Here is a 15,897-nt window from a genome sequence, read left to right on the forward strand (position 1 = left end):
CCCCAAAAGGATGGGCTTTTTTGTGAGTGCTTCGAGGAATTCCATGACCAAGATCTATCAGCCTGATTCCCGTACCGGTCGGCGAACTGTATTTGTCCAGCCCGGGACGCACTATCCCGCATCGTGCTGGATGGACGAGGAGGGCAAGCCCAGGATGTATCCGGTGCTATTCGTGCAAGGTGTCGCCGAGGTACCCGAGAACCTGGCGGACTATATGGTGGAGCAAGAACTTGCCAGCCGCAGCCCGATAATCATCCCGAACGCTTCCCAGGTAAGCGCAATCGCACTTTCCTGATTCTTGAGACCAACATGCCCAGCGAATACCTCCAAGGTGACGATATCGCGGCCTACGGCGCGACTGGCGCGAGCGCCGCACAGATCAAGCAGGCTAGTGTCTTGCTTGACGCCTACCTGCAGCGCCCGGCTGGCATGGTGTATGTGAACGATGCGAGCGGTCAGCCGGGCTACATGCAAGCCCTCAACACCGAACTGAGCTTTACTGCCGGCCAGGCATTTGGCCCGGGCATGGCGGTCACGGTACCAACATCAGGCCCGCTCTCGATGCTGCAGGTGGGCGACTGCGTTCTGATTGATCGCGAGAACCCGGATTCCACGGAAGCCGCGCAGGTCACCAGCATCGATACCACCGCCGGGACGATGACGCTTGGCAGTACGGCGGGTGGCGGCCTGCAGTTCCAGCATGCCAGTGGTGCGCTACTGGAGACTGGTTACTTCATCACGGAGAAGCGCTACCTGCCGAAGTCCAGATCCGAAGTCATCCTGGGCAATGCGCCGGTCGCGCGAGTAGTGGGCGGGACAGGGCGCTACGGCTATGGCCGACGCGCCGATGCAGCCAACTACGACATGGCCGAATTCAACCTCCTGGCCAGCCTCAATAAGTTCGGGGGGCCGCCGGCTTGGGAGATCTGGCCTGCGAATACTGCGGCCGGTATCGACGCGGCCACCGGGCAGCTGTGGGTTCCGGCCGGTGTGATGCTGGCGTACTACACCGAAGTGCGCGTGCGCTACGTTGCCGGGTATCTCTACAGTGCGCTGCCCGCCGTGATCAAAGAGGCCTGCGCCATGGCCATTTCCGCAATGACCAACATGCCGGCGCTGGGTAACGTGAAATCCTATGCGGCCGGTGACACCAAGATCGTGTTGTTCGCGTCCACGTTCCTGAGCGATGACATCAAGCAGATGATCAATCCCTGGCGCGCAAGGCCATTTGCATGAATTTCAACTTCTTCTATCCGAGAACCATCACGATCAGCCGGCCGCAATCGGATAGCTCCGGCGGCGCTCTGGGTTACGGGGGCATCTCGACGGTTCCAGAGACCATCGTGTTTTCCGATATCCGCGCCGGCATCCAGCCGGCCTCTTCCGGGCCTAAACCGGCCGATCAGATCCCGGTCGACACGCCTGCCAGGACAATGTGGCGCGTGCTGATCCCGCTGTCAGCTGGGATCTCCGCTGGTGCTGTTCTACGTGGTGATGTGGTGACTGATGAATTTGGGCAGCGTTACCGCGTGATTTCGCCCTACGTCAGTTCGTTGGGGCCTGATTTTGTGGTTGACCGTTTGGAGTCCTGAAAATGGCTGACCTATCAGATGTCGCGGACATGTTCGTCGCCGAGCTCGCTGCGTATCTCTATCCGGACGGTACGAGCGCGCCGGCATCGCCGGTGACCGGTTTTACGGTCAACGTATTCCAGGGGTGGCCGCAGCCAGAAAAGTTATCTTCTTTGGTGGCCACAGGCGCCGGCTACATCAGTGTTTATCCGATGGATACGGAAAAGCCATTACCGTTGACGTTGCGCGACTGGCAGGTGGCCAGTGTGGCTGCCGCCACCATCAGTGCTTCGCCTGAGGGGCAAGTGGTGACCCTCTCGGGCATTGTGAGCCCAGGCCAGAACGTAGGGATTCTGGTGGATGGCGAGGCCTACATTGTTGCGGCCCAAGTGGGCAGCACGCTGGCCGGATTGGCCTCTGCGCTGGCCACGCTCATCAGTGCGGACGTGCCGGCCACCTCCTCCGGGGCCTCGGTGACAGTGCCCTCTGCGACGAAGTTGGAGGCACGGGTGGGCACCACCGGGACCATGATTCGGCCTTTGCGCCGGCAACAAAAGATGTTTCAGCTCACGGCTTGGGCCAGCCTTCATACACAGCGCGATAAGCTGGGTCGGGCGATTGACCAGGCCATCGAGCCGCTGTCGCGCGCCGCCCTGGCAGACGGTTCGATCGGCATTCTGCACTATCGACAGAGCCGTCAGGACGACGGGATGCAAAAGCAGGGAATTTTCCGCCGCGACGTGCTCTATGCGGTGGATTACATGACCACTCAGACAACCACCGGCACCACCGTGCTGGATGCGCAGGCGACCGTCGTCGGCGGCATTGACGTCAATATCTCGACATGAGGACTATCCAATGAAATACGTAGCGACCCAGGCCTTTGGCCAGTACGCCCAAGGCGCCGAAATCACCGACAACCAGGCCATCGACGCCATTCTGGCCAGCGAACAGGCCGTCTTCGTGGTGCGCGTCCCGGATGACCCGGCACCGGCCGCCAGTGTCCAGAACGCCGTCGCCGCCGACACCAGCGACACCAAGTAATTCTTTCCAGCAATCACCGTAAGGCCGCCAAGTGCGGCCTTTTTTCTTTTCGGAGGCTCCAATGCCGGTTTCCCAAGCGGGCTCGATCAACACCACGGCCCTGATCGTCCCGGACATCTATGTCCAGATCCTGCCGCCGCAAAACACCCTGATCAATGGCCTGCCCACCAACATCCTGGGCATCGTCGGCACCGCCCAGTGGGGACCGGTGAATGCGCCGACCACCATCGGCGACATGACGGGCTATGCGCAGACCTTCGGCGCGGTCCAGAACCGCAAGTACGACATGGGCACGCAGGTGGCCGCTGCCGTGCTGCAGGGCGCCAACAACTTCAAGTGCGTGCGCGTGACCGATGGCACCGATGTGGCCGCTTCCATCGCGGTGCAGACCAACTGCATCACCTTCACCTCGAAATACACCGGCACGCTGGGCAACACCATCCAGGTGACCCTCTCGGCCGGCTCGGCTGCCAACTCCTGGCGCGCCGTCGTCTCGATGCCGAACCGCCAGCCCGAGACCTTCGACAACATCACCGGTACCGGCGCCGCGCTGTGGGCAAACATCGCCGCTGCCATTAACCAGGGCCAGTCTGGCCTGCGCGGCCCGTCCCAGATCATCGTGGCCACGGCCGGCAGCGGCACCACCGCGCCGACCGCCGCAACCCTGAGCCTGACCGGCGGTACCGATGGCGCCACCACCATCACCAGCTCGGTGCTGCTGGGCCAGGACACCATCCCGCGCAAGGGCATGTACGCGCTGCGCAGCACCTATACCAGCATCGCCATGCTGGCCGACTGCGACGACTCCACCAGCTGGACCACTCAGGTGGCATTCGGCCTGTCCGAGGGCATCTACATGATCGGCGTGGGCGTGGCCGGCGACACCATCGCCAACGCGGTCACCACCAAGGCCACGGCCGGCATCGACAGTTATGCCATGAAGCTGCTCTTCGGCGACTGGGTGTACTGGCAGGACACCGTGAACAACGTGACCCGCATGATCTCGCCGCAGGGCTTCGTGGCCGGCTGCCTGGCGAACCTGTCGCCCGAGCAGTCCAGCCTGAACAAGCAGCTCTACGGCATCGTCGGCACCCAGAAGAGCATGCAGAACCTGCAATATAGCAGCGCGGAACTGCAGACCCTGGCGCAGGCGGGCATCGATGTGGTCACCAACCCGATCCCGGCCGGCAGCATGTTCGGCGTGCGCATCGGCCACAACACCAGCAGCAATCCGGTGACCAACGGCGACAACTACACCCGCATGACCAACTACCTGGCCTACACGCTCAACGGCGCGATGGGCAAGTTCGTCGGCCGCGTGCAGTCCACGCAGAAGAACGACCCGCTGCGCCGCCAGGTCGATGCCACGGTCAGCACCTTCATGCAGAACCTGATCGACCAGAACATGATCGACAGCTTCGACAACACCTGCGACCTGACCAACAACTCTATCAGCCGTATCGGCCTGGGCTACCTGCAGGACGATTTGAACGTCCGGTATCTGAGCATCGCCGAGAAGCTGATCGTCAACATGCAGGGCGGTCAGTCTGTTGTGACCCGCGCCAGCACCGCAGCGGCCTCCTGATCGCCGCGCCAACCCCATAAAGACTCCGCTTCGGCGGGGTTTCTCTTTTCCACCTGGAGAAAAACATGCCGATCAATGGCTTCAACGTCGGGCGCGACATCTCGCTGGACATCATCTCGCCGAATGGTCCGCTGGACTTTGGCCTGGTCACCAACTTCCACCCCAAGCAGGAGGTGGTGGAGAAGATGATCAAGGGCATCGACGGCATCAGCCGCCCGGTTCGTTTTTACAACGGCTGGACCGGCACGCTGGACATTGAGCGTCGTGGCGATGCGGTTGACGCTTACTTTGCGCTGTCCGAACAAAGTTACTACGACGGCGTGGACGAGGGTTCCTGCACCATCACCGAAACCATCCAGGAGCCGGATGGCTCGGTTTCCCAGTACCGCTACCTCGGTGTCGTGCTGAAGTACGACGATGCCGGTCCCCGCACCGGTGACAACACCATCCAGCAAAAGCTGTCCTTCATGGCATCTCGCCGCGTCCGAGTATAGAAATGGCCAAAGTCAACAACCTCAAAACCTCGCAAGAAGGCGCGCAGCCTTCTGCTGAAAAAGCTGCAGATCATGACGTCGAGCAACTGCCCGACGACGTGGTGATTGATTCGCTGGGGCGCCGCCTGGTGATTGGCGCCCGCGACATTGTCACGGAGAGCCGGATCATCCGCGCCCTGGGCGAATCGGCCATGAACACCGCGTATGTCGCCGGCTACGTCAACCCGGCGATGATGGTGCTGTCGATTGATGGCGAAAAATGCCCGGCGCCCAAGACGATGCTCGAAATCGAGGCACGCATCCAACTGGTCGGCCGCGAAGGCATCACAGCGATCATGCATAAGCTGCTGGCGGATGCTGAGCGCCTGCGCGAGCTTTCCGACGAGCAGCAGGGCGAAGATCAGGAAGTGGCCGAGGTAAAAAAATAGTCAGGGACCCTGTATTTCGCGGCCGATGCTGGCTTGTGAAAAACGGGGTTCCTTTCAATACCGCTTTCGGCATCAACCAGGTCGACCAAGCTGATTTCAAGCTGACGAAGGCCGAATTGACCGCCATGCAGATCATCTTCTCCGAGCAGGAGGGGGCCGGTCAGTTTAACTTCGAAACCCGCGATTTCGACAAGGTGAAGCCATGAAGGAACTGAAAAGCCTGGGCGCCATGGCGACAGAGCTGCTGACCATGCAGGCCACGCTGGCGCTGGCGGCCCACAAGGGCCTAGCCGAGGTGGCAACAGCCATCCAGAAGACGGCCAAGGCGGAAATCGGCAGCTACCAGCCGGCGGTCGGGCCATTCCCGTCTTGGCCGCAGCTGGCCGAATCCACCCAGGCCGACCGCGTGCAGCAAGGCTACACGCCCAACGACCCGGGCCTCCGGGACGGCTCCATGCGCGATTCCATCGTGAAGGAAGTAGGGCAGACCGAGGCGGTAGTCGCGTCCGACGACCAGAACCTGGTCTATTTCGAGCTCGGTACAGAGAAACAGCCGCCGCGCCCTGTGCTTGGGCCGGCCGTGGTGCACAACCACGAAGAGATCCAGCGAATCATGGGGACAGCGGTCGTGCGCGGCCTACTGGGCGGTGGCGCGATACCAGGCAACCTCGGTTACGACCACGATGTTTAGCCGCCCGCCATGCCGACAATGAACGCCTTGAGCATATAGGCGCCCAGCAGCGCGATGGCCAGGAAGAAGACAGAAGTGAACAGGCCGACTGCGGCAAGCGCGATACGCAAGTACCAAGGCATCTGATGAGCAAATCGATAGGGGAATGAAAGTTTCCCTGACTTGTCGCGAGCGCGAACATTCGGGTATTGCACAAAGGAAAACCGGTCGGCCAGATATTCCTGGACGCGATACCGCAGCGGTATTTTTCGGGCCATGGTAGTCCTGAGTGGCAATTTTTAAGGGAAATCGCGTGTTTGAAGCCTACAAGATTGGCGTCAAGATCTCGGTGATCAACGCCGCCAGCTTCGGGCTGGCCGCGCTGTCGAAAGACTTCCTGCGTACCGAGGCCGACGCCGCGAAACTGGAGCAGCGCCTCAAGTCTATCAAAAACATGGCCCTGGCCGGCGGCTTGATGGCCGGGGTGGGGTCGATCGGGCTGGGCCTGCTTAAGGCCCCGCTGGAAGCTGCCCGCCAGTATGAACTTGCATTCACCAAGTTCAAAACCATGAACCTGGGCGATACGATCAACCGGCAGGCTGACCAGTTCGCACGCAGCGCCAACGTGATGGGAGTGTCGGCCAAAGAGCTGATGAACACCTTGAGCGAGTCGGTGGGCCTGTTCGGCGACTTCGACGTGGCGCGCAAGCTGGCGCCGCAGCTCGCCGCACTGAACAAGGCAAACAGCGCCATTTTCAGCGGCAAGGTCGACCACATCGACGAGGGCGCAACGCGCTCCCTCATGAAATTCATCGACCGCCGCGGCGGTACGCACGATGAAGCCAGCTTCATGCGCAACCTGGACCTGGCGCAGCGCATGGTCACCGGTTCTGGCGGCTTCCTGAAATTCCGGGATCTGGATCAGTTCTCTCAGCAAGCCGGGACGGCCTTCCGTGGTCTGTCCGACGAAGGCGTGCTGAACATGGCACTCCTGCTGCAAGAGCAGGGCGGTGCCCGCGCTGGTACCGCGATGATGTCGATGTATCAGAACCTGATCGCCGGCCGCACGACCAAGACCGCGATGGCGGAAATCTCGGCCCTCGGCTTAGCCACCATCCAACAGGAAAGCATCGGTACGGTCGGCGGGAAGCCTCAGACCCGCAACCGCCTGCGCCTGAATGAGGACTTCGCGGCGATGTTGCAGGCCGACCCGGCCACCGCGATGCGGCAGTTCGTCATCCCGGCGATTCAGGCGAAGTATGGCAAGGACGTGGAAAACGGCACGATCATCAAGATCGCGAACGATCTGCTGTCAAACCGCACCGCATCCGGGCAGGCGTCCATCATGACCACCCAGGTGGTGCAACTGCTGCGCGACGCCGGCTTGGCCCGCAATGCCATGGGCGCCCAGCAGACGATTGACCAGTACAAGAAGGATCCGAACGCGCAGTTCGCTGACTACCAGGCCAAGTATCAAAGCCTTCTGGTCGAGCTCGGGCTGGTGGTGCTCCCCGGCGTCATCAAGTCGCTGGAAACGCTGATCCCGATGCTGCGCGGGATGGCGGAGTGGGTTCGAGACAACCAGGTCAAGGCCAAGCTGCTGGCCGGCGCCTTCATCGCTCTATCGGCGGCGCTGGCCATCGGTGGCGTGGTCACCATGGCAGCCGCAGGCATCCGGGCGCTGACCCTGGCCATCGGCGCGCTGGGTATTGCAGCCGGGCGCGGCGGGATCGGTGGCGGCGGCGGGGCAGCCGCAGCAGTTGGCGCTGCCGCACGTGCTGGCGGTGGCGCGCTGGCCGGTCTGAAGATGGGCGGCTTGTTCGCCATCGCCGACGGCGCGCTCGGAGCCTACCAGATCGCAACGAACGACCAGCTGACGGCAGCCCAGAAGGCCCGCGGATATGGCGGCGTGGCCGGCGGTGTTGCCGGCGGCATGGGCGGTGCGGCGCTGGGCGGCGCTATTGGCGCGCTCTTCGGCGGCTTCGGCGCGGTTCCAGGGGCCCTGATCGGCGGATATCTGGGCAACCGCTTCGGCACCCAGGCTGGGGAGGGGACTGTCGGCCTGTTCCAGCGTGACCTGTCGTCGTCGGGCTCGCAGCGCCCGCTGCAGGTGGAAACGAAGATCAACCTGGACGGCCGCGAGCTGGCCAGCGCGGTCTCGATCTACCAGGCGAAGGAGATGGCGCGGCCTACTGGCGGCTCTGGGTTCGACTTCAACCGGCAGTTGCCGCCGGTCGGCCTGAACTATGCGAAGTGATGAACGTCGCGCCATGGCGGCCGCCTTCGGGCGGCCGTTTCACTTTCTGGAATATCAATGAAGCCTGACACCATCCTCCAGATCGGCGATTTCGAGATCTCCGGCACCGAGATCCCGGAACGCATCACATTCGGCGGCGAGCAGCGTCTGGTGGTGAACAAGCTCGTAGGCGGAATGCGCAACGTGCAGGCGCTGGGTTCCGATCCAGCGCCGATTGTCTGGTCAGGTCTCTTTTTCGGAGCTACTGCCCGTGACCGCGCCCGCTACGTGAACACTCTCAAGGATGCCGGCAAGGAACTGGACCTGATCTGGGACGAGTTCTTCTATCGCGTTGTCATCCGCGATTTCCGATGCGACTTCGAGCGGTTCCACCAGCTGCCGTACCAGATCACCCTGGAGGTGGTGGAGGACAAGAGCGGTGCGGTCCTGGCCATCGCTGCGCCAAGTGTTGATGACCTGGTCGACCAGGATGCCACCACCATCACCGGCCTGTCCGACCTGATCGGTGACAGCACTCTCTCGGGCCTGGTGTCGAACCTGAATACCGCCATCAGCAGCGTTTCCAGCATTGCGACGGCGGCCACCGGCACCATCAACAGCATCGTGAAACCGCTAAATGCGGTGCGCGGGCGCGTGCAGGTGCTGTTCTCGTCGGTCAACAACACGGTGCGCAGCGTGACCACGCTGGGCGGCATCCTGCCGAACAACCCGATTTCCACGAATGTGGGCCGGATCCTGAGTCAGGCCACGGCCGCCGCCCAGATTCCGATCCTGCAGCAGATGGACGTGACTCTCGGCCGGATGGGCAAGAACCTGGGCAGCATCAACTCTGGCACCAAGACGGTGACGCAAGCCGGCGGCAACCTCTACCGGCTGGCAGCCGACGAATATGGCGACGCCATGGGCTGGACCGCGCTGGCAGCGGCCAACGGGACCACCGACCCGGTGCTGACTGGCGTCAACACCATCGTGGTGCCGCCGCTGAACCAGAACACCAACGGGGTATTGAATGCTTAGCCTGAATCCGCTTCCAGTGCTGCCGGCCGCGACACAGCCGCGCGGTGCCGTGAAGCTGAACGACACGCTGATTGATGGCTGGCTGTCCTGGGAGGTGGAAAGCAACAACTTTTACGCGGCCGATACCTTCCGGATCACCTTCCTGAAGAACATGCTGCCGGCGGAGCGGAATGCGAACTGGTTTTCTGAGTTGCAGACGGCCTTCGTTGAGATTTTTGCCGGTTTCCCGGCCAATCCGGACGACTACCGCGCCAGCGAGCTCACCAGCATGCTGTATGGGCGGGTAGATGAGGTCGAGTTCGACATCGTGCGAGGCCGGATCGACCTGGTCGGACGTGACCTGACGTCGGAATTCATCGACGCCAAGACCACCGAGAAGTGGCCGAACAAGACGGCTTCGCAGATCGCCACCGACCTGGCCGTCCGGCGCGGCCTGACGCCGCAGGTGACCGCCACCACCACGTTGGTGGGCACCTACTACGACATCGACCACGTCACCCTGACCGACCAGCGCAGCGAGTGGGACATCCTGAACTATCTGGCGCACCTGGAGGAGTTCGCGGTCTATGTCCGCGGCAAGACGCTGTATTTCGGGCCGAAGCCAGATCCGAAGGCCACCCCCTACGTGCTGATGTGGCAAGAGCCGAACGCGGATCAAGCCTTCCCTGAAGGCAATTTCATGGATCTGCGTTTTACCCGGGGCTTGACGGTCTCTCGGGGTATCCAGGTGGTAGTGCGCTCGTTCAACGCGAAGCACAAGAAGAGTTTCACCGCTTCCTACCCGAGCAAGGGCAACTCTACCCAGGCTGGCAAGGCAAAGCCGTTCAGCGGAACTCAGCTCTACACATACACGATCCCGGGCCTCACCCAGGAGCAGGCGCTGCAGCGTGCGCAGACCATCTATGCGGAGCTGATCGCGCACGAGATGAAGCTGACAGCCACCCTCCCGGGCGACAACATCCTCGGGATCGACACGATGGTGCAGGCGATGGGTACCGGGACGGCCTGGGACCAGACCTACTACCCGGACAGCGTGACGCGCCGGATGTCGTTTGAAGAGGGCTACGTGATGAACCTGCATGCGAAAAACCATGCGCCTGATTCCACGGTGGCGCCATGAGCAGCGCGCTGAGCAATGCGATCCTGATGCAGGCGCACATGGCCAGCAACACTATGGCCAAGCCGCGCAAGGGCATCGTCAGCAGCTACAACGCAAACACCCACAGCGTGAAGGTGCGGATTCAGCCGAATGATGATGAAACAGGCTGGCTGTCGCTGGCGGCTGCTGCCGTGGGCAACGAGTGGGGCGTGATCTTTGCGCCGTCCATTGGCGACCAGGTCGACGTGCATTTTGAAGAGGGCAACGCAGAGAGCGGGTTCGTGTGCAGCCGCTTCTTCGACGACCAGGACCGGCCCATGGCCGTGCCGTCCGGCGAGTTCTGGATTGTGCACAAGACTGGTAGTTATCAGAAATTCACGAACGATGGTAAGGCGTCCATCAACGGCCAGGCCGAGATTGATATGACTGCCCCCACCATCATGATCCAAGCCACCGGCGACGTGAATGTGATGGCTGCCGGCCAGGCGAATGTGACGGCCCCAGTGATCAACCTGGGAGCAGCGGGGGCAGCTTTGAAAGCGATTCTCACATCCGCCTTCGCTTCGCTGTTCAACGGCCACACGCACAAGACCAACGGTACCGGCGTGCAATCCGATCCGCCGCTGCAGCAGGCCGATGGCTCCCACATGACCAGCACAGTAAAGGCTTCCTGATGTCCGACCTGTACCACTACTGGAGCAGCGACCTGTCGGCCTCTGCTTCCGGCGATCTGCTGGGCGTCGATGGCACGGATCTCGGCCAGCAGCGCGTATTGCGTCGCTTGCTGACCAACCCCGCCGCGCCCGGCAGGAATGGCGCGCCTGATCTCCCCGGGGATTATCTGTTCCATCTCGACTATGGCGCCGGCCTGCCGCGCCAGGTGGGCGGTGTGGTCGACGTCTCCAAGATCCGGGCGCTGATCCGTGGCCAGATTCTCCGGGAGTCAGCCGTCGCACGCTCCCCGGCGCCACAGATAGACGTCGTGCCCATCACCGGCGGCGCGAGCATTTCGATCCGATACAACGACGCCCAGACCAAGAAACCCGTATATCTCGCATTCGACGTGAACCAATGAGCCTATCAAGCAAAGATTTCGTGACGCTGGTGCAGGAGCAGGTGGCGTCCCTACAAGGGAAGGCCTCCGCCCTGGTGGACCTGACCATCGGCTCGACGCTGCGCGCCGTAGTGGAGGCGGTAGCCTCGGTGGCGCTGTGGCTCCAGGGCCTGATCCTCGCGCTGCTGATCACCACCCGGGCGGCCACGGCCAGCGGCAGCGACCTCGATACCTGGATGGCGGATTACAACTTCTTCCGCCTGGCCGCAGTGGCCGCCACCGGCAGCGCGACGTTCTCGCGATTCACCGCCTCGGGCGTGACGGTGGTGCCGGTGGGTGCGCTGATCCAGACGGGAGATGGCACGCAGCAGTACACCGTGCAACTGGATACCACCAACCCAGCCTACAGCGCCAGCCAAGGCGGCTACGTGCTGGCGGACGGCATCAGCTCGGTGACCGTGGTGATTCAGGCGGTGGTGGCCGGCGTCGGCGGCAACGTGACGGCCGGCACCATCAACACCATCGCGCAGGCGATCCCCGGCGTCGACACCGTGACCAACGCTGCAGCCCTGACGAATGGCGAGGATGCGGAGCAGGATGCGGCTTTCCGCAGTCGTTTCGTGCAGTACATCAATAGCCTGTCCAAGGCGACCAAGGCGGCGGTGCTGTACGCGATCCTCTCGCTGCAGCAGAACGTCAGCGCGATCATCGTTGAGAACCAGGCCTATAACGGTATCAGCCAGCCCGGGTACTTCTATGCCGTGGTTGATGATGGCACAGGTAACCCGAGCAGCACCTTCCTCGCCAGCGCGGCAAACGCCATCGAGGAAACGCGGCCGCTGTCGGTCACCTATGGTGTATTCGGGCCGAACCAAGTTACGGCGAACGTTTCCATGACGATCACCACCGACACAGGCTATGTCCATGCGGACGTGGTGGCGCTGGTGGCGGCCGCTCTGCAGACCTACATCAACACCCTTGGCCTGGGGAATTCGCTGAGTTACACCAAGCTGGCAACGACGGCTTACGGCGCGTCGCCGGGCGTGACCAATGTGAGCTCGGTGCTGCTGAACGGCGGTACCACGGACCTGGCCATCACGGCTAAACAGACGGCGAAGGCCGGAACAATCTCGGTGGCATGATGGCAACAGGCGATCAAAGCGACGTTTTCAAGCGGCTGAAGGACCTGCTGCCAAATGGCTGGTTCACCGGCGACACGCCAATCCTCGATGGGCTGCTGTGGGGTGCCGCCTATGCCCTCAGCTTCATCTATTCGCTGTGGGCCTATGCGAAGCTGCAGACGCGCATCAAATGGGCTACCGATGGCTGGCTGGACATGATCGCGGCCGACTTCTTCGGCAGCGCCCTGCTGCGGCAGAAGGGGCAGAGCGATGAATCCTTCCGAAATCGGATCATCATCAACCTGTTCCGCGGGCGCGGCACGCGGCCGGCCATGATCCAGGTGCTGGAAGAACTCACCGGCCGCACGCCAGACATCTTCGAGCCGAACCGCCCCCTGGACACCGGCGCCATGAACTCGCCGCTGTCGAAAGGGTATTGCGGCGTTGCGCGCATGGGGTCAATTGCTGTGCCGTACACCGCGATGATCACGGCCTACCGGCCGGCGGCGGTGGGCGTGGCTGCTGGTGCCGCGTTTTGCTCTGCACCGAAGGTGTCCGCGCTGAACAAGCCCCTTTCCACGTCCTACACCGGTTCCCTCAGCCTGATCACCACGTCGGTCACGGATGAGGACATTTTCGAGGCGATCAGTGCCGTCAAGCCGGTGGGCACGATCATGTGGACCGCCATCGACTGACCCCGTTTCCTGCACCACCACCTTTCTAGGCCGCCATCGAGCGGCCTTTTTCATTTGGAGAGCCAATGCGCCGCCCCATCACCCAGATCGGACAATCCATCCTCGAATGGCTGTTCACTCGCCCGGCCCAAGACAACATGGTGGCCCTGGCCAAGCTGAGTTCCGCCGTCCTCGGCACCAGCACTCAGTTTAGCGGCCTGGCCGTCGGCCCGACGTCGCCGGCATCGCTGCAGGTCAGCGTGGCCCCGGGCGAGATCTACATGCTGACTGCCCTGGAGGGCACCGCATACGGCACCCTGCCGGCCGACACCACGCACCAGATCGTCAAACAGGGCATCAACCTCGATGCCGTACTGCTCACCATCGCCGCACCCAGCGTGGCCGGCCAGTCGATCAACTACCTGATCCAGGCGACTTTCCAAGAGACCGATATCAGCGTCGACCCCACCAGCGGCGCGAGCCCGGTGGTGCTGCCGTTCTACAACGATTCGAACCCGACGCAGCCGTATTCCGGCCCGAACAACACCGGCCAAACCAGCAACACCTTCCGCCAGGGATCGGTGGTGCTGAATGCCAAGGCCGGCATCTCGGCAACCACCGGCAGCCAAGTCACGCCTTCGCCTGATTCCGGGTATGTCGGCATCGCAGTGGTGACCATCGCCAACGGCCAGACGACCATCACCTCTGGCAACATCTCGGCCTATTCCGGCGCGCCGTCCATCAACAGCACGCTGCATGGAAACAGCCCTGTTTTCGGCGTTCCTGTGCAGATCGGCGCGGCAGTGAGCTCTTCGCAGGCAGCTCAATTAGGCCAAGTATTGGGCAACCAGCAAAAAATCACGTCGTCGAGTTCGTTCACGGTCCCAGTTGGCGTGACAACTCTCTACATCTCCGGAGTGGCCGGCGGTGGCGGCGGTGGCGCAGGCGGCGGTTCGGTGATTACCACGAACATTAGCTCGGGTGGTGCGGGCGGTGGTGCGGGGCAGTCCGTGCAGAAGCAGCCTTACGCGGTGACGCCAAGCTCGACGATTTCCATCACGATCGGATCTGGAGGAGCTGCTGGAGTCGCCGCGTCAGGGGCGAACGGTGGCGCCGGCGGCAATGGCGGTAGTACCGTTATCTCTGGCATGACCGCTGGCACCGTAACGCTCTTCGGCGGGAATGGTGGTGGTGGTGGTACGTCTGCCAGCACCACCCAAGTCGGCGGATCGACAGGCGGGGCGGGATACCCACGAGGAGGAGCAGGTAGCGATTCTTCACAGAACAACGCTAGCGGAAACGGCGGCAGCGGGGCGTCCTGCGCATTCGGTGGTGGTGGTGGTAGTGGACGCGGAGCTACTTCCGCAGGAGCGCCCAGCCTGTCCAACCATGGGTCAGATGCATTTGGCTATGGCAGCGGTGGCGGTGGCGGTGGCGGATACTACACTGGTACCACAACGCAGCCGGGCGGTTCGGGTGGCGCTGGTGCGCCTGGTTGGGTTCTCATTGAATGGTGATCAGCATGAGCAAATATGCAATGGTGGAAAATGGCGTGGTCGCCAACTTGATCGAATGGGATGGCGACGTCGAAACCTGGGCGCCGCCTGAAGAAACCGTAATGGTGCTGGTCGAGCCTGCCCAGTTCGTGGATATCGGATGGCTGCACGATGGAGAGAAGTTCAGCGCGCCGGCACCAGAAGAAGCGGGGCCCGAGGAATGATCAAGGCCGCAGATTATGGAGTGGTGGCGGACGGTCTTGCGAACAACACTGCCGCGATGCGGGCGGCAATTGCTGCCAGTGCGTCAACAGGGGACGGGGATATCCTGCTGCCGGATGGCGTTATCGCGGTAGACGACGTCCTGCAGGTAGTCATGCCCGGGACCATCATTCATGGCTCAGGCCGCGGTCGCTGTACCATCAAGACCACTCACCCATCACGCAACATTCTGGAGCTGGTTGGATGGGACACCGAAGCCCGCCAGCTCAGTTTTGAGTCTGGTGTTACCCGCACCGGTGGCGTTTCGGTCAAATTGACGGGCGTCCGCTCGCGAATCCGGGATTTCATGGTGAACCATGATTTCATCGGCATTCACATGAGCGGCGTGGCCAGCCGCATTGAGGACGGGGTGATGACCACCGGCACCCAGTACGGCACCCGCGTGCTGGTGGATGGTGGCGACGTCTCGCAGATTATCGACCGGCTGCTGATTGGCGCCCAGGACGGCCCGATGCCAGATTACGGCATCAAGGTCACGCATAACATGGCTCTGATCATCAGCAACACCAGCGTGCTGACCGCTGGCATCTGCCTTGGGATCGTCCCAGACAATGGCCAGGGCGTTCACTCGCTCTACGCGCACCACTGCTTTTTCGACAGCTCCAAGATCGGCGTTCTCATTGCCCCGGTCAACATGGGGAACGTCTCCCGCATCAAGCTGGACCAGTGCTGGACAGGCGGCCACGTGCAGAACGGCGTGGACATCAGGCGCACCGGGTCTGGTGACTGCAGCGGCATTCACCTCAACAACCACGATTCCCTGAACAATGGATTGTCGGGTGTTTCGGTCGGCCCTGGCGTCACTGATTTCACCATCAATGGCGGCCAGTTCGCGGGCAACGCCCATGGTGTCTACATGGCGCAGGGCTGCACAGACTGGAGCATCCTGAATGCCACTATCGGACGAGGTGCCGGAATGGTTCCGAACAGGGGATGGGGTGTGCTCGCTGAGAACTATTGCAATCGATACCTCGTCGCCGGCAATCGCATGGTTGACAACGGCAGTGGCTCCACGACCGCAATGAATAACCAGTTTGGCCAGGTCTACGGAAACATCTAGGCGCTGCATCGAATCATCCGGCCCGCATCGGCGGGCCTTTTTCAT

Annotated in this window: 21 protein-coding genes; 20 read left to right on the forward strand and 1 reads right to left on the reverse strand. The window is 62.2% G+C overall.

What is annotated here, in order from left to right; translation table 11 throughout:
• Positions 1 to 43: 43 nt before the first annotated feature.
• The 10 genes from ACEOAC_RS08875 (at position 44) to ACEOAC_RS08920 (ending at position 5,813) form a co-directional block, all read left to right on the forward strand.
• Positions 44 to 295, forward strand: a complete 252-nt coding sequence (locus tag ACEOAC_RS08875) for a hypothetical protein (RefSeq protein ID WP_413444132.1) — start codon at positions 44 to 46, stop codon at positions 293 to 295.
• A 14-nt stretch (positions 296 to 309) separates the two neighbouring features.
• Positions 310 to 1,236: a hypothetical protein gene (locus ACEOAC_RS08880; protein ID WP_413444131.1), complete on the forward strand. Its 927-nt coding sequence runs from the start codon at positions 310 to 312 to the stop codon at positions 1,234 to 1,236.
• Complete coding sequence (locus ACEOAC_RS08885; protein ID WP_413444130.1) at positions 1,233 to 1,592, forward strand: hypothetical protein; 360 nt, start codon at positions 1,233 to 1,235, stop codon at positions 1,590 to 1,592. Before ACEOAC_RS08880 ends, ACEOAC_RS08885 begins: the two co-directional genes overlap by 4 nt.
• A 2-nt stretch (positions 1,593 to 1,594) precedes the next feature.
• Positions 1,595 to 2,419, forward strand: a complete 825-nt coding sequence (locus ACEOAC_RS08890) for a hypothetical protein (RefSeq protein WP_413444129.1) — start codon at positions 1,595 to 1,597, stop codon at positions 2,417 to 2,419.
• A gap of 10 nt (positions 2,420 to 2,429) precedes the next feature.
• The gene (locus ACEOAC_RS08895) at positions 2,430 to 2,615 is read left to right on the forward strand and encodes a hypothetical protein (protein WP_413444128.1); all 186 of its coding nucleotides are present in this window, start codon (positions 2,430 to 2,432) and stop codon (positions 2,613 to 2,615) included.
• Between the two features lie 61 nt (positions 2,616 to 2,676).
• Positions 2,677 to 4,200, forward strand: coding sequence for a phage tail sheath C-terminal domain-containing protein (locus ACEOAC_RS08900; RefSeq protein ID WP_413444127.1), 1,524 nt, complete (start codon positions 2,677 to 2,679; stop codon positions 4,198 to 4,200).
• 65 nt (positions 4,201 to 4,265) lie between these two features.
• Entirely contained in the window at positions 4,266 to 4,694 is a 429-nt protein-coding gene (locus ACEOAC_RS08905) for a hypothetical protein (protein ID WP_413444126.1), read from the forward strand.
• 2 nt (positions 4,695 to 4,696) lie between these two features.
• Positions 4,697 to 5,122: a hypothetical protein gene (locus tag ACEOAC_RS08910; protein WP_413444125.1), complete on the forward strand. Its 426-nt coding sequence runs from the start codon at positions 4,697 to 4,699 to the stop codon at positions 5,120 to 5,122.
• Between the two features lie 35 nt (positions 5,123 to 5,157).
• Entirely contained in the window at positions 5,158 to 5,328 is a 171-nt protein-coding gene (locus ACEOAC_RS08915; protein ID WP_413444124.1) for a hypothetical protein, read from the forward strand.
• A complete protein-coding gene (locus ACEOAC_RS08920; protein ID WP_413444123.1) occupies positions 5,325 to 5,813 on the forward strand; it encodes an HK97-gp10 family putative phage morphogenesis protein in 489 nt (162 codons plus the stop codon). The genes ACEOAC_RS08915 and ACEOAC_RS08920 overlap by 4 nt, the downstream gene beginning before the upstream one ends.
• Here the strand turns inward: ACEOAC_RS08920 and ACEOAC_RS08925 are convergent.
• Positions 5,810 to 6,070, reverse strand: coding sequence for a hypothetical protein (locus tag ACEOAC_RS08925; protein WP_413444122.1), 261 nt, complete (start codon positions 6,068 to 6,070; stop codon positions 5,810 to 5,812). The two genes, ACEOAC_RS08920 and ACEOAC_RS08925, sit on opposite strands and share 4 nt — an antisense overlap.
• Positions 6,071 to 6,105: 35 nt before the next feature.
• On the opposite strand from ACEOAC_RS08925, the gene ACEOAC_RS08930 reads away from it, so the two are divergent.
• From ACEOAC_RS08930 to ACEOAC_RS08975, 10 genes are all read left to right on the forward strand, one after another.
• Positions 6,106 to 8,049, forward strand: a complete 1,944-nt coding sequence (locus ACEOAC_RS08930; protein ID WP_413628795.1) for a hypothetical protein — start codon at positions 6,106 to 6,108, stop codon at positions 8,047 to 8,049.
• Positions 8,050 to 8,106: 57 nt separating this feature from the next.
• Positions 8,107 to 9,066, forward strand: a complete 960-nt coding sequence (locus tag ACEOAC_RS08935; protein ID WP_413443823.1) for a hypothetical protein — start codon at positions 8,107 to 8,109, stop codon at positions 9,064 to 9,066.
• Positions 9,059 to 10,186: a hypothetical protein gene (locus ACEOAC_RS08940; protein ID WP_413443822.1), complete on the forward strand. Its 1,128-nt coding sequence runs from the start codon at positions 9,059 to 9,061 to the stop codon at positions 10,184 to 10,186. The genes ACEOAC_RS08935 and ACEOAC_RS08940 overlap by 8 nt, the downstream gene beginning before the upstream one ends.
• Positions 10,183 to 10,839: a phage baseplate assembly protein V gene (locus ACEOAC_RS08945; protein WP_413443821.1), complete on the forward strand. Its 657-nt coding sequence runs from the start codon at positions 10,183 to 10,185 to the stop codon at positions 10,837 to 10,839. Before ACEOAC_RS08940 ends, ACEOAC_RS08945 begins: the two co-directional genes overlap by 4 nt.
• Positions 10,839 to 11,240, forward strand: a complete 402-nt coding sequence (locus ACEOAC_RS08950; protein WP_413443820.1) for a phage tail protein — start codon at positions 10,839 to 10,841, stop codon at positions 11,238 to 11,240. Before ACEOAC_RS08945 ends, ACEOAC_RS08950 begins: the two co-directional genes overlap by 1 nt.
• On the forward strand, positions 11,237 to 12,361 hold the full coding sequence (locus tag ACEOAC_RS08955; RefSeq protein WP_413443819.1) for a baseplate J/gp47 family protein: 1,125 nt from the start codon (positions 11,237 to 11,239) through the stop codon (positions 12,359 to 12,361). Before ACEOAC_RS08950 ends, ACEOAC_RS08955 begins: the two co-directional genes overlap by 4 nt.
• Complete coding sequence (locus ACEOAC_RS08960; RefSeq protein WP_413628796.1) at positions 12,361 to 13,035, forward strand: hypothetical protein; 675 nt, start codon at positions 12,361 to 12,363, stop codon at positions 13,033 to 13,035. The genes ACEOAC_RS08955 and ACEOAC_RS08960 overlap by 1 nt, the downstream gene beginning before the upstream one ends.
• Positions 13,036 to 13,100: 65 nt before the next feature.
• On the forward strand, positions 13,101 to 14,531 hold the full coding sequence (locus ACEOAC_RS08965) for a hypothetical protein (RefSeq protein WP_413443817.1): 1,431 nt from the start codon (positions 13,101 to 13,103) through the stop codon (positions 14,529 to 14,531).
• Positions 14,532 to 14,536: 5 nt separating this feature from the next.
• Positions 14,537 to 14,734, forward strand: a complete 198-nt coding sequence (locus tag ACEOAC_RS08970) for a hypothetical protein (RefSeq protein ID WP_413443816.1) — start codon at positions 14,537 to 14,539, stop codon at positions 14,732 to 14,734.
• Positions 14,731 to 15,852, forward strand: a complete 1,122-nt coding sequence (locus ACEOAC_RS08975) for a hypothetical protein (protein WP_413443815.1) — start codon at positions 14,731 to 14,733, stop codon at positions 15,850 to 15,852. Before ACEOAC_RS08970 ends, ACEOAC_RS08975 begins: the two co-directional genes overlap by 4 nt.
• The last annotated feature ends 45 nt before the right edge of the window (positions 15,853 to 15,897 follow it).

The sequence above is a fragment of the Herbaspirillum frisingense genome (assembly GCF_047325095.1).
Classification (GTDB): domain Bacteria; phylum Pseudomonadota; class Gammaproteobacteria; order Burkholderiales; family Burkholderiaceae_D; genus Herbaspirillum; species Herbaspirillum frisingense.